This window comes from Bradyrhizobium jicamae (assembly GCF_018130215.1).
In the GTDB taxonomy this organism is placed as follows: Bacteria; Pseudomonadota; Alphaproteobacteria; order Rhizobiales; family Xanthobacteraceae; genus Bradyrhizobium; species Bradyrhizobium jicamae_A.
In genome coordinates this window covers 1-12,593 of record NZ_JAFCKQ010000028.1, presented here as the reverse complement: position 1 = coordinate 12,593, position 12,593 = coordinate 1, and the positions used below count along the sequence as shown (strand labels likewise).

Here is a 12,593-nt window from a genome sequence, read left to right as displayed (position 1 = left end):
GTTCATGAACAAGAAGAAGACTCTGCTGGTCGGCGCCGCGTTTCTGCTCGGCGCCGTGATACCGGCACATGCTGAAATCCTGGTCGGTTTCGTCACCGGTCTGAGCGGTCCGGTGTCCTCGATCGGTGTGCCCAATGCCAAGGGACTGGCCGCCGGCCAGGCCTATCTCGGCGAGGTCGATGGCGAGAAGGTTCGCGTCATCCAGCTCGACGACGGCTCCGATCCGGCAGCGTCGACGCGCAATGCGCGCAAGCTGGTGGAGCAGGAGAAGGTCGATTTCCTGATCGGGACGTCAGGCGCGCCGCAGACATTGGCGATGGCGACCGCGGCGATCGAGATGAAGGTGCCGATGGTGGCGATCTCGCCGATCGCACCGGTGCCGGCAGGCGAGGGTGGTCCGTGGGTGGTGCAGACGCCGCAGCCGACGCCGCTGCTGGTTCAGGGCATCGTCGATCACATGAAGAACCGCGGCATCAAGACCGTGGCGTTCATCGGCTTCTCCGATGCGTTCGGCGATCTCATGTACAATTCGCTCAGCGAGGGCGCCGCGAAGGCCGGGATCAAGGTGGTCGCGAACGAACGTTACGCGCGCTCCGATAATTCGGTCACCGCGCAGGTGCTGCGGGCACTCTCCACCCATCCTGATGCGATCATGCTGGGCGGCACCGGAACGCCCCGGTGCGCTGCCGGTGATCGCGCTGTCCGAGCGCGGCTACAAGGGACCGCTCTACGGCAATCACGGCATGATCAGCGCCGACTTCCTGCGGCTCGCCGGCAAATCGGCGGAGGGTATCATCTGCCCGACCGGACCGGTGACCGCGGCCGAGCAGCTTCCCGAGAGCAATCCGATCCGCAAGGTGGCGCTGGCATTCCGCGCCGCCTATGAGAAGGCCAATGGCGAACCGCCGTCCGATGCCTTCTCGCCCTATGCTTTCGACGGCTGGCTGGTATTCATGGATGCCGCAAGGCGCGCCAAGGCGACGGGTGCTGTGCCGGGTACGCAAGGCTTCCGCAATGCGCTGCGAGAGGCGCTGTTCGCGACCAGGGACGTGGTCGGCACGCACGGCATCTACAGCTACACGCCGGCCGACCGTCACGGCGTCGACGACCGCGCGCGGATCCTGGTCCAGATCGAGAACGGCAAGTACAAGCTGTTGCCGTAGCGGCTCAGCCGCGCCTCAGTTTGGCCTTCAGCCCGCGCAGGTCGATCGCGCGGTTGTCGGCGACCGCTGCGGCCGCCAGCGTCTTGATCTCGCCGCGGGCGAGCTTGCGCGTCGATGACAGCGGCAGTTCGTCGACGATCGCGATGTAACCGGGGACCTTGTGATAGGCGAGGCGTTCGGCGCAGGCTTTGATGATCGAGGTCGCGAGCGCGTCGGCGTCGTCAACCTTGGCATTCGGCACGACGAACGCAAAGACCTCTTCGCCCCTGATATCGTCGGGAACGGGCGTCACCGCGCAGCTGCCGATGCGCGTGTCCATGTAGAGCGCGCTTTCGACCTCGAGCACGCCGATATTCTCGCCACTGCGCCGCACGATGGTCTTCTTGCGGTCGAAAAAATACATCAGCCCGTCCTGGTCGGCGAATACGAGGTCGCCGGTGTGGAACCAGCCGCCGTCCCAGGCCGCTTCGGTGGCCTCCGTGTCCTTCAGGTAGCCGCTGAAGAATCCCGCCCGCGCGTCCTCGCCCTTGGCGCGGACCAGCAATTCGCCGGGCTTTCCCAGCGCAACATCGGCACCCCGGTCATCGACGAGGCGATAGTCCATGCCGTCGGACGGCCGGCCGACGCAGCGCGCGCCGAAGCCTGCCGGCTCGCGCGCGGTGGTCGTTGCGGCGGCGCCGCCGGTCTCGGTCATCGCCCAGGCCTCGACGATCGGAATTCGGTAGCGCTCCTCGAAGGTGGCGCGGTGGCGGACATCGACGCCGGGCGCAAACGCAAAGCGCACGCGGTGCTGCCGTTCGACGTCGGTCACCGGCAGCTGCAGCAGGATGGCGGGGATGACGCCGAGACAATGCACGATGGTTGCGCCGCTGTCAGCGACGCACTGCCACCAGCGGTTGGCATGGAAACGGTCGAGCGGCACCACGGCGCCGCCGAGCACCATCATCCCGACTGCGCTGCAGCCAAGTGCGTTCATGTGAAACATCGGCAGGGGCGTCAAACTGATCTCGCGGTCCGGCTGCAATTCGGCCACGCCGCCTTGCGCGAGATACCAGTCGGCCACCTGCAGGAAATAGCGATTTGAAAGCATGCACCCTTTCGGCTTGCCGGTGCTGCCCGAGGTGAACAGCAGCGCGCATTCGGCGTCGAAGGCGGGCTCCTGCGCTGTGACGTCGCTCCGGCACGGCGGAATGCGGCTCTCCGTGTCGATCAGGCGGACACGTCCGAGCGTCGCATCCTTCGTCACGTGGATGCGATCCTGTGTCGCTACCAGCAGGTCCGCTCCCGACAGTTCGAGCTGGAAGGACAGCTCATCGGGCCGGACGTCCGGGTTGATCGGCACGATCGAAACCCCGAGTGCATTGAGCGCGAGCCAGTGCAGGAAGAACACCGGCCGATTTTCCAGCAGCAGGGCGACCCTCGCGCCGCGACCATAGCCGGCGGCCGCGTATTCCGCGCGCAGGCGATCGACCTCCGCCTTGAACGGCCCATACGCAATCTCGAAGCCGTCGGGGGCGTAAGCCAGTTTCGCGCTCGCAGGCGCAAGCAGGAACGGCGCGTCCGGGCGCCTTGCGGCCGTGGCGATGAAGGCATCGGAGGGCGATCGGTAGGGGTTCTCGCGACGCATTGCGGGTGCTCCTGTTGAGGCCTCCAGCCCGTCACCAGATTGCGGGTGGAACCCGCACGCAGCCCTTGCTGCGGCGGCAGCTTTCGGGAATACTTTAAGCCTAAACTATCTGGCTGGCCAGTGGCGATCTCGACAGATCGGACGATGAAGCGATGGAGGTGCGCGTGCAGGCGGGTGACAGCAGCGCGGCGGGGCAGCGACCGGGAGCGTCGATCTGGCGGCAGGCCACGGAGCGTTTTCCGCCGGCCGACCGGATTCTCTCGACCATCCTGACGCGGCAGGCCGCGCGGTACGGTGACCGTACGCTGTTCGTGTCAGGCGAGACGCGCTGGAGCTATGCCGAGACCGCAGGGATCGCGGCCGCGTCGGCCGGACGGCTGATGCGCGCCGGCATCCGCGCGGGCGACCGCGTCGCGCTGATGTGCTCGAACCGGCCGGAGTTTCTGGAAGTCTATCTTGGCTGTGCCTGGATGGGAGCGGTGAGCGTGCCGATCAACACCGCACTTCGCGGCATCCAGCTCAGCCACATCCTGCGTAACTCCGGGCCGAGACTGCTGGTCATCGAAACGCCTTTCGTGCCGGCGCTCGAAACGCTGGAGAGCGACGTCGCGCCACCCGACCTGATCTGGACGATCGGTGAGGGCGCAGCGCCCGCGTCCGTGCCGATCGCGCCACTGCCCCCGCTGGGGGAGGGATTGCCGTCCGCGCAGGTCAGGCCTGGCGACACCGTCGCGATCCTCTATACGTCAGGCACCACGGGACCTTCCAAGGGCGTCTGCTGCCCGCAGGCGCAGCTGTTCTGGTGGGGAGTGTATTCGGCGCGTGCGCTCGGCATTGTCGAGGGCGATGTCCTGTTCACGACGCTGCCGCTGTTCCACACCAACGCGCTGAACGCGTTCTATCAGGCAGTGCTGAACGGCTGCACCTATGTGCTCGAGCCGAAATTCTCCGCGTCCGGTTTCTGGACCGCGGCGCGCCGGCATAAGGCGACCGTCGGCTATCTGCTTGGAGCGATGGCCGTGATGCTGCTGGGACAGAAGCCGTCCGAGGATGACACGACACATTGCCTGCGCGTCGCGCTCGGTGGCGGCGTTCCGGGCCAGTTTCACGGTCCGTTTCTCGCGCGCTTCGGCGTGCCCTTGCTCGACGGCTACGGCTCGACCGAGACGAATTTCGTGTTCGCGGGCAGCATCCCGTCAGATCGGCCGGGCACGATGGGTCGTCTTGCCGAGGGCATGGAGGCCTGCATCGTCGATCCCGATGATGCGGTGCTGCCTGACGGCGTGGCCGGCGAATTGCTGCTGCGCGCGCGCGAGCCGTTTGCATTCGCGACGGGCTATTTCGGCATGCCTGAGAAGACGGTCGAAGCCTGGAAAAACCTCTGGTTTCACAGTGGCGACCGGGTCGTCCGCGATGCGGACGGCCACTTTCGTTTCATCGACCGGATGAAGGATTCGATCCGCCGGCGCGGCGAGAACGTCTCGTCCTGGGAGGTCGAGCAGGTGCTGCTGAGGCATCCGGCGATCGACGCATGCGCCGTCTACCCGTTGCCCTCGGAGCTTGGCGAGGACGAGGTGGCCGCGGCCGTCCGGCTCAAGCCTGGCCATGCGCTCGACCCGGTCGACGTGGTCAGGCATTGCGAGGGGCAGATGGCCTATTTCGCGGTGCCGCGATTTGTCCGGCTGATCACCGAGATGCCGCTCACCGAGAACGGCAAGATCAAGAAGGTCGCGCTGCGCGAGGCCGGCAGGACCACCGACACCTGGGACCGCGAAGCCGCAGGGTACAAGCTGCGCCGCTGACCAGGCGGCGCCGCGAAAGAGAGATCGCGACGAAACTCAGCCGTTCGCCACAGGTTGCAGCTGCCAAAGTGTCGTGTAGTTCATGATCGGCCGCTCGAACGTTGCTCCCCTGGCGACGAATGGTTTGCCCGAATCCAGCATCGGCTGGAATCGATCCAGCTGCTTCGCCGAGTCCAGGTCGGTCCACAGACTTACATTCGAGAGTGACGAGGTCGCCTCGTCCGCGCCGACATAGAATGCTAGCAATCCAGGCATCGACTCGATGCCGGGGCGAAGCACCTTCTCGGTCTCGACCATCATTTGCCGCATTTCGCCAAACCTGTCCGGCGGGCAACGAAGAATGGAGACCCTTACGATTGGCTGCATTGGAAAGCTCTCTCCTCGCATCGACTGTGCTGCAAAAGACTATGTTGGATCGCCGGCAATGACCATAGCGGGTCGCTTCATCTCGGATGCATCCGCCGCGACCGCAAAATCGCGAAAAGTTTGCCGAGGCCACTTCGGCCGCGATCGGCATGGACCTTGATGCGGTGCGTGTCGCAATCGATCGCAGCGATCTGGTCGCGGGGCCTGTCACCTGCACGATCGTCGCTCAGTTGCAGGAAACCGCCGACGCCTTCCTGATGGTCGGTTTCATTCCCGGGCCGATCGTCGTCCGTGACGCCGTCTGGCCGTCCGCGGGCTGACCAGTGCGCTCAGGCGGCGCGCAAGTCGCGACGAACGGGGGGCCGTGTGATCTTCCTGAGCTTGTTGGCAACGCGGATGGCGAAGCTAAGCGGCAACGCGGCGAAAACGGATTTCTGCGCCCAGCTGTCAACTTCCCTAGCGAGGTCGAGGCATCTTGATGCCGAGCGCCCGCTCGGTTGCGGCCATGACCGTCGATTGCGGGCTCGTTTGGCAAAAATCCTTAACGGTCTTGGCGGCCTGTGCGAACTCGTTGAGGTCGATGACGGTGCTGCGCACGCTCGCATTATAGTAGCCGCTCAGCCACATGGTAACGCCGGCAAAGTCCTGGAAACCAAGCCTGGTCAGTTCCCGGCAGGTCAACTTGCTCATATCGACAACCATTTTGTCCTCGGCGACCGCGTACGGGCTAAACGACAACATGGTCGCGACACTGATCATGAACTTGCGCATTGTTTCCTCGTGGTTCTTCCTGATATCGAGCAGGATGCCACGGCGGCCGATCTTGATCTGGATCAAGCTCGACTGCCTGCGCCGCTGGTAGCAGATTAGGCTTCCTTCGCCTTGACCCAGCAAGCAACTAGCTGACAAACACCACTCGTGTTTCCACAGGCACTCGCCGATACAAATCTTCGACGTCGTCGTTGACCATTCGTATGCACCCGGAAGCGACAAGATGACCGATGGTCTTTGGCGAATTGGTGCCGTGGATCAGCAAACCCGGCTTGTCGAGCAGCAACGCACGAGCGCCCAGCGGGCTTCCCGGGCGCCCCGTCGACGCAAGCAGAGCGTCCGCGTCCTTCGTGTTCGTGCCGGGTGTTTTCCACTCGGGCCATTCCAGCTTGCTGGCGATGTGGAAGAAGCTGCCGCCTTTCTGGCACTGGTCTGCAATGCCGATGCCGTAGCGCCGCGCCGAATTGTTGGACTCGATCAGATAGAGAAAGCGATTTTCCCGATCGATGACGATGGAGCCGGGAACAACGGTCGTGCGGTAGAACACCACCTGTCGCTGAAGCGCAAAGGGCAAGACGTCTCCCGATGAGCCGCCATCGACTCCAGCCTTCAGGTCTCCCATGACGGCTTCTTCTCCGCCACGCGACGCCTTTGAGGATGACGCCGTCATGCCGGCGCCAATGGGCTGCTTGTTTGCAAGATAACCGTAAAGCAACGCCGCCACGGCGATGAGGGCAACAACGGCCGAAGCTGTGATCACCGCGGGCCGCCAGTTCCTGTCCGTCGACAATGTCGCGCTGATCTCGGCCGCAGATTTCGTCCCTTCAGCAATCAGGTCAAGCTCGATCCGCCGGATCGCGTCCTCAAGCGCGGCGGTGTGCATAGCGACCGCCTCGCGCGTCAGGTGCGACGATTTCCTGATGAGGTTCCGGGCGTCATTGTAGACCTGGTCGCGCGCCGCCTCATCCTTGCCGGCAACGGCCTTCGCCAGTAGCGAGTAGTAATCCACATTCATGGGCTTACCCTTCAACTATCTGACGGGAGGCGCGTATTGGATTCCGCCCTGCGTCCACAGCGCATTCAGTCCGCGCGGGATACTGAGTCGGCTCTGCCCTCCGACGTTCCTCTCGTACATTTCGCCGTAATTGCCCACCGCGCGAACGGCGCGCACGGCCCAGTCCTTCTCGAGCCCCAATTGCTGGCCGAATTCGCCTTCGTTGCCGACCAGACGCCTGACGTCGGGGTTTGGCGATTTCAGCGCGTCGTCGATTGTGGCCGATTTGATGCCGAGCTCCTCCGCGTTGATCAGCGCATAGAGCGTCCACTTGACCAAGTTGAACCACTGGTCATCGCCTTGTCGTACCACTGGCCCGAGCGGCTCTTTCGAGATGACTTCCGGCAGGATGATGTGACTGTCGGGCGCGGCGAGCTTGAGGCGCTCCGCGTAGAGCTGCGAAACGTCGCTCGTCAGCACATCGCATTTGCGGTTGTCGTATGCCGCACGGGTCTCTTCGGCGGTGCCGAGCGCCACAACGTTCAGCTTCATTTCGTGGGCGCGGAAATAATCCGACAGATTGAGCTCGGTGGTCGTGCCGGTTTGCGTGCAAACGGTCTTGCCGTCGAGCTGCAACGCCGTGTCCACCCCGGATTCACGGCGCAACAGGAAGCCCTGTCCGTCGTAGTAGGCGACACCGGCGAACAGCAGGCCAAGTGAAGTCTCCCGCGACATCGTCCAGGTCGAGTTCCGCGACAGCACGTCGATCTCCGAGGATCGCAGTGCCGCGAAGCGGCTGGCGGCGTCGAGCGGTGTGAACGTCACCTTGCCGGGATCGCCAAAGATCGCGGCGGCGATTGCCCTGCATAGATCGACGTCAAACCCGGTCCAGTCGTTCTTATCTCCCTGGCTCGAAAAACCGAGCAGTCCCTGGCCGACCCCGCAATTGAGCGTACCACGCTCCTTGACCGCCGCGAGAGTTTGCGCGCGGCCCGCCGGGCTTCCTATGACGAACGCGGCCAGCAGGATCGCGGCCGCGAGGGTGACACTTCGTATACAATTCGGCATTCTTGCTTCGGATCCTGTTGCGGTGGCCATGTGCATGCCTGGAACAGTGCATGCTGGTGGAGCGGTCGAGTCAGGCTGAGTGTTGTCGTCTCCAAACCTGCGCCCTTGATATGGATCAACGCCGGTTGACGGTTTGTCGCAAACCGGTGCCCTGCCGACCGAGCCACCAGATCCAATCAGTTTTTCCGACGTTTTCCCGGCGTCTGCATGTCTTCCGTAATGACCGTAAAATCGGGCGCAGTACGGGTCTCGGGACTGGCCGCAACATCGGTAATCACCATCGTCGTACCGGGATGCAGCGTGCGTGCGACACGCCTTACGCCGTCCCCGTCCAGATACTCGATTCGAGCCAGGACGGAGCTGGACCACAAATCCACGACAACACCGTCTTGCGGATGGCCTCCAAGACCGAACGCCGACCACTTGAGTGAATGTCCGTCCGTTGACGGCCCAATGAGCGAGAACAGATGCGTCCCGATGGGCTTGTCGGGATCGACGACGCTGATCGGGGTCTCAAACGTCACCTCGCCGTCGACGATCAGGTAGGCCTTGCGATCGGCTGCCGACACGAGAACCGACATGATCTTCGTCGCGCTGGCGTTGACGGACGACTTGCTCGGAGGCGCGCCTTTTGCCGCCGCATTCTGTGCAGTTTTCGCCATATCCTGCGTCAGCACGAGATCAGGTCGGATCACCGAACTGTAGGCGGTCTCCTGATCGGCGATGATGACGGACGTTCCGAGCTGGGTCACCGTAAACAGCAGCTCGGAAAATTTCACCGGCAAGCGTATGCAGCCGTGCGAAGCCGGATAGCCGGGCAAGTTGCCGGCGTGAAGCGCAACGCCCTTCCAGGTCAGTCGTTGCATATTCGGCATGGGTGCGTTGTTATAGGTGCTGGAATAGTGTTCGGCGCGCTTCTGCAGGATTGTGAATACGCCGGTCGGCGTGCGGTTACCCGGCTTCCCCGTCGAGCACGTGGAGACGCCGATCGTGACGCCGTTGCGGTAAACGTGGACGAGTTGCTCGGGCAGGGATACGACGATGACAACCGAACCGCGGGGTGAGATTTCAGGCCGCCAGATGAACTCTCCGGGCTTCAAGGCCTTGATCGCGGCGACACCGGTCGCCGCGACCGCGCGATCGGAAATCAAGAACGAGCTCGCGGCTATGCCGAACGCAATTTCTCTGCGCGTGAACCTCATCGATGCCTTCATTCCGATTTCCTCGCTCAACTCCCGCAACGGCATACGGGAGCGTTACCGCAATGGCAGGGATCACGATTCTGGCTCACAGGTGGCCGCCAAGTGCTCTCCAATTCCCGTGCCATGGGTCTCCATCTCGAACTTCGGATCACCACGCGTGTCATCAACGACACGCGCCTAAGGGTCGATCAGGACGCCTGGGTTGAGTATGCCGCGGGGATCCAGTTCGCGTTTGGCGGCCCGCAATGCGGCGGCAAAAAGCTGTGGCCGCTGCCGGTCGTACCAGGGCCGGTGGTCACGGCCGACGGCGTGGTGATGCGTGATGGTGCCGCCCGCCGCGATCAGCGCATCGCTCGCCGCGTCCTTGATGGCCTGCCACTGCGCGAGCAGCGCTCCGTGCCGGCCGCGCGCGTGGAACGAGAAGTAGGGTGCGGGCCCGTCCGGATAGACGTGGGTGAAGCGACAGGTGACTTCACCCTTCACCCCGGTCGCTTGCAGAATCGCGCGTTCGGTTTCCGCCTTGACCCGATCGTGAAAGCCTTCGAACCGATCCCAGGTGATGGCGGTCTCGAACGTATCGTTGATGATGGCAGCGGGCGTCAGGAATTCGCGCGCATAGGGCATGCGAATGAACGCGTTGCGCCAGATGCCTGCCGCGCCTTCGAGATGCGCGTCGCCGGCCTCTGCGGGCTCCGGTGTCCCGCGGTGGTCGGCGCAGCATTCGAGCGCACGCTTGAACCAGGTGTCCAGGGGGTGATCGCCCGATTCGAATGCCAGCACCATGATGGCGGAGTTGCCGTCGGCCGCACCGGTGTTGAACGCCTCCTGCGGATCCAGTATGCGGCAATTGGAGGGATGGAGGCCGGCTTGCGCGACCGCACGCACCGCGCGCGCGGCATCGAAGAAAGTGGGAAACCGAACCGATGCGCCGGCGCGGAATTTTGGGCGCGGCTGCAATCGCATCCACGCGCGCGAAATCACGCCTAGAATTCCTTCCGAACCGATGAACATGCGGTCGGGGCTCGGCCCCGCACCCGAACCGGGAAGCCGGCGCGTCTCCACGACGCCAGCCGGGGTTACGACACGCAGGCTTTCGACGAAATCGTCGATATGGGTGTAGAGACTGGCGAAGTGGCCGCCCGATCGCGTCGCGATCCAGCCGCCCAGGGTCGAATATTCGAAACTTTGCGGAAAATGCCGCAACGTGACGCCGTGAGGCTTGAGCTGGTTTTCCAGCGATGGACCAAAGGTGCCGGCGTCGATCAATGCGGCGCGCGAGACCGGATCGACTTCGACGACCCCCGAGAGATTGCGCAGGTCCAGCGTGACGGCCGCCTTGTGCTTGATGCCATCGGCCTGCGGCTCGACGCCACCGCACACGCTCGATCCGCCTCCGAACGGCGTCAGCGAAGCGCCGACGGATCCCGCCCAGTCCATGACGGCCGATATCTCCAGCTCGTTGCGCGGGTAGGCCACGACATCAGGCGCGCAGTCGTAATCGCCGAGCATGGCCCTGACGTAATCCGGGTAGGACTTGCCGTAAGTGTGCGCGGCGCGGTCGTAGCGTTCGGTCGTGCAGAACGGCGTGAGCGTAGCCGGTGGCACCACGCGCGGCTCCCGCAGGGACAGCTCTTCAAGGCCGGGAACGGTGACCGTGTCGAAATCACGGGTGCCAAACTTGGCACGGTAGCGGCCGAGGACAAACGCCCGCTCTTCCGCGCTCATGCCTTCGCCTTCCCGTCCCCAGCCGTAATGTTTCAGCCTTGTGCCGGTCATGGGCGTTCCCCGCATTTCGTTTCGAGAGTTTTTTGAATCGAAGAACAAGATACCCTGAACGACAGCGCTGCAGGGTGAGCTCGTTCCATCGAAACAATACGCTTTCGAGAGGGCGCATGAAAGACGGCGGCGGGGCAGTTCTGCAGCAAACGGCGCCGCTGCGGCCGCTGCACCCGGCTCAGTCTTACCCGCAGGGGGTACGACCAAAGGTCAGGCCGCCGTATTCCGCGCGAGGGCAACATCATGCGACAACGTTGAGAGAGCTTTGGCTTGCTGAATTGCGATTGATTGCACAGACCGGTGGAATACTGCCCGTCTGCTTCGGAAGGTGAGGATTTGGTCTCCGAAAGCGACTTCGAGCTCGCTCTTGATTTCGTCCGGGCTCGGGCCGCCGGATCGGTCGAGGGCATTTTTGGTCCAGGCTCGATGACCTGGCGGATCGACCGCGAAGCCATCACTTTTCTGGGCGCCGGTCGTGCCCTCCTGCTGCAGCTGGCGCATCCCTGGGTCGCCGCGGCCGTGGCCGAGCACTCGCGGACCTTCGCGGATCCGATCGGTCGCTTCCATCGAACCTTTGACGTCGTGTTCACAATGGTGTTCGGCCCGCTCGATGCGGCCCTTGCCGCTGCCCGGCTCCTGCACCACCGCCATACCATGATCGTCGGACGGCTGCCCGAAGCAGTCGGTCCGTTCGAGAGCGCTTCACCCTACCGCGCCAACGAGGTCGCAGCGTTGCGCTGGGTTCACGCGACCCTCGTCGACACCGCTCTGACCGTCCACGACCTGATCCTGCCTCCGTTCTCGGTCGAAGAGCGCGAGCGCTATTGGACCGAAAGCCGGCTATTCGGGGCCTTGTTCGGGCTGGCGTCGAGCGACTTGCCGGCGGATTGGGATTCATTCGCGGCCTACACCGCGACGATGATGCAATCGGATACATTGTCCGTCAGCACGGCCGCGCGCGAGGTGGCCCGACAGATCTTCGCCGCCGGAGGACGACCATGGTTGCGGCCGCCGCGCTGGTATCAAGCCCTGAGCGCCGAACTGCTGCCGGACCGATTGCGCACAGGCTTCGGATTTGCCTTTGACGAACGCGACAGGAAGGCCGCGGAGCGTGCCGTCGCGCGGATCCGACGCATCTATCCCAAAATACCCACCCGGCTTCGCCACGTCGGCCCCTACCAGGAAGCTCAGGCGCGACTGCAGGGAGCGCCGCAGCTGGGCTGGACGACCCGGTGCCTGAACAGGGCCTGGATAGGACGCCCCCAGCTGGATGACCGCTGGAACAGGTGAAGCTGTCCCGGACAGCCGCTGATACCAGGTGCGGCCGACCGCCGCCTGTCGCGATTCCCAGTCTCATCAGTTCGAGAGCGGACGTCTCATCCGCGAGCGGGCCAAGGCCGACGGGCAAATCAGCAGAATCCTGTCAAGCCTGCGCCGTTCAAATATTTCCGTTTATCGGAATGAAAAACTGGTGTATAGACTTTCCCGTCTCACCCGCTCGAGGGGCGCTCGCGATCGTCACGAACGTGGTGGTGGGATGCGGTGGACGCTGCATGCGTGACTGACGAGAGCGCATGAGGCGGACGGCGAAATCGTGCAGGCCTGACGCCCTGGTGGCAGGTGTCTCATCAGCGAGGGCAATGTCTCTCGCTGGCGACGGTGACAAAAAAGCCCAGTCTCGCCGGGGAGAGCACGTATAAGCCGTAACCCATCGCGCAGGGAAAGCCGGGTTGTTCCCGGTTACACCTGAGGTCCTACCCCCGTGCTTTCTACATTGCACGGGGCCCATGGGTGCGATCGGCACCCGGCTTTCCCTGCGCCCTC

The 12,593-nt window shown here is 63.8% G+C and carries 11 protein-coding genes and 1 pseudogene; 5 read left to right on the top strand and 7 right to left on the bottom strand.

Annotation, left to right across the window (positions count from 1 at the left end; translation table 11 throughout):
• Nucleotides 1-4: 4 nt before the first annotated feature.
• A pseudogene (locus JQ586_RS41350) lies at nt 5-613 on the top strand (ABC transporter substrate-binding protein); the annotation flags it as partial.
• Nucleotides 504-1,163: an ABC transporter substrate-binding protein gene (locus JQ586_RS41345; protein ID WP_409411012.1), complete on the top strand. Its 660-nt coding sequence runs from the start codon at nt 504-506 to the stop codon at nt 1,161-1,163. The pseudogene JQ586_RS41350 and the gene JQ586_RS41345, both read left to right, overlap by 110 nt.
• A gap of 4 nt (nt 1,164-1,167) precedes the next feature.
• Here the strand turns inward: JQ586_RS41345 and JQ586_RS25670 are convergent, their stop codons facing one another.
• Complete coding sequence (locus JQ586_RS25670; protein WP_212397403.1) at nt 1,168-2,790, bottom strand: AMP-binding protein; 1,623 nt, start codon at nt 2,788-2,790, stop codon at nt 1,168-1,170.
• A gap of 152 nt (nt 2,791-2,942) precedes the next feature.
• Between JQ586_RS25670 and JQ586_RS25665 the strand changes: the two genes are divergently transcribed.
• Nucleotides 2,943-4,592, top strand: a complete 1,650-nt coding sequence (locus tag JQ586_RS25665; RefSeq protein ID WP_212397402.1) for an ATP-dependent acyl-CoA ligase — start codon at nt 2,943-2,945, stop codon at nt 4,590-4,592.
• Between the two features lie 36 nt (nt 4,593-4,628).
• Here JQ586_RS25665 and JQ586_RS25660 read toward each other — a convergent pair whose 3' ends face one another.
• Nucleotides 4,629-4,892: a hypothetical protein gene (locus JQ586_RS25660; RefSeq protein WP_249148137.1), complete on the bottom strand. Its 264-nt coding sequence runs from the start codon at nt 4,890-4,892 to the stop codon at nt 4,629-4,631.
• A 215-nt stretch (nt 4,893-5,107) separates the two neighbouring features.
• Here JQ586_RS25660 and JQ586_RS25655 point away from each other — a divergent pair, with 215 nt between their 5' ends.
• Nucleotides 5,108-5,278, top strand: coding sequence for a hypothetical protein (locus tag JQ586_RS25655; protein ID WP_212397400.1), 171 nt, complete (start codon nt 5,108-5,110; stop codon nt 5,276-5,278).
• 136 nt (nt 5,279-5,414) lie between these two features.
• Here the strand turns inward: JQ586_RS25655 and JQ586_RS25650 are convergent, their stop codons facing one another.
• The 5 genes from JQ586_RS25650 to JQ586_RS25630 all read right to left on the bottom strand — a co-directional run bounded on the left by JQ586_RS25650 (nt 5,415) and on the right by JQ586_RS25630 (nt 10,769).
• A complete protein-coding gene (locus tag JQ586_RS25650; RefSeq protein ID WP_212397399.1) occupies nt 5,415-5,795 on the bottom strand; it encodes an HdeA/HdeB family chaperone in 381 nt (126 codons plus the stop codon).
• A gap of 61 nt (nt 5,796-5,856) precedes the next feature.
• A complete protein-coding gene (locus JQ586_RS25645; protein ID WP_212397398.1) occupies nt 5,857-6,744 on the bottom strand; it encodes a L,D-transpeptidase in 888 nt (295 codons plus the stop codon).
• 15 nt (nt 6,745-6,759) lie between these two features.
• Nucleotides 6,760-7,779 (bottom strand): amino acid ABC transporter substrate-binding protein, encoded by a 1,020-nt coding sequence (locus JQ586_RS25640; protein ID WP_212397468.1) that lies wholly within the window; start codon nt 7,777-7,779, stop codon nt 6,760-6,762.
• 188 nt (nt 7,780-7,967) lie between these two features.
• Nucleotides 7,968-9,005 (bottom strand): L,D-transpeptidase, encoded by a 1,038-nt coding sequence (locus JQ586_RS25635; RefSeq protein ID WP_212397397.1) that lies wholly within the window; start codon nt 9,003-9,005, stop codon nt 7,968-7,970.
• 165 nt (nt 9,006-9,170) lie between these two features.
• Nucleotides 9,171-10,769 (bottom strand): FAD-binding oxidoreductase, encoded by a 1,599-nt coding sequence (locus JQ586_RS25630; RefSeq protein ID WP_212397467.1) that lies wholly within the window; start codon nt 10,767-10,769, stop codon nt 9,171-9,173.
• A 336-nt stretch (nt 10,770-11,105) separates the two neighbouring features.
• Between JQ586_RS25630 and JQ586_RS25625 the strand changes: the two genes are divergently transcribed.
• Nucleotides 11,106-12,059, top strand: coding sequence for an oxygenase MpaB family protein (locus JQ586_RS25625; RefSeq protein WP_212397396.1), 954 nt, complete (start codon nt 11,106-11,108; stop codon nt 12,057-12,059).
• Nucleotides 12,060-12,593 lie beyond the last annotated feature (534 nt).

Excerpts from the sequence above, each read along its gene's own strand:
- JQ586_RS25630 (WP_212397467.1), bottom strand. The coding sequence starts at position 10,769 with ATGACCGGCACAAGGCTGAAACATTACGGCTGGGGACGGGAAGGCGAA.
- JQ586_RS25660 (WP_249148137.1), bottom strand. The coding sequence starts at position 4,892 with ATGATGGTCGAGACCGAGAAGGTGCTTCGCCCCGGCATCGAGTCGATG.
- JQ586_RS25635 (WP_212397397.1), bottom strand. The coding sequence starts at position 9,005 with ATGAAGGCATCGATGAGGTTCACGCGCAGAGAAATTGCGTTCGGCATA.
- JQ586_RS25665 (WP_212397402.1), top strand. The coding sequence starts at position 2,943 with ATGGAGGTGCGCGTGCAGGCGGGTGACAGCAGCGCGGCGGGGCAGCGA.
- JQ586_RS25670 (WP_212397403.1), bottom strand. The coding sequence starts at position 2,790 with ATGCGTCGCGAGAACCCCTACCGATCGCCCTCCGATGCCTTCATCGCC.
- JQ586_RS41345 (WP_409411012.1), top strand. The coding sequence starts at position 504 with ATGCGTTCGGCGATCTCATGTACAATTCGCTCAGCGAGGGCGCCGCGA.
- JQ586_RS25655 (WP_212397400.1), top strand. The coding sequence starts at position 5,108 with ATGGACCTTGATGCGGTGCGTGTCGCAATCGATCGCAGCGATCTGGTC.
- JQ586_RS25645 (WP_212397398.1), bottom strand. The coding sequence starts at position 6,744 with ATGAATGTGGATTACTACTCGCTACTGGCGAAGGCCGTTGCCGGCAAG.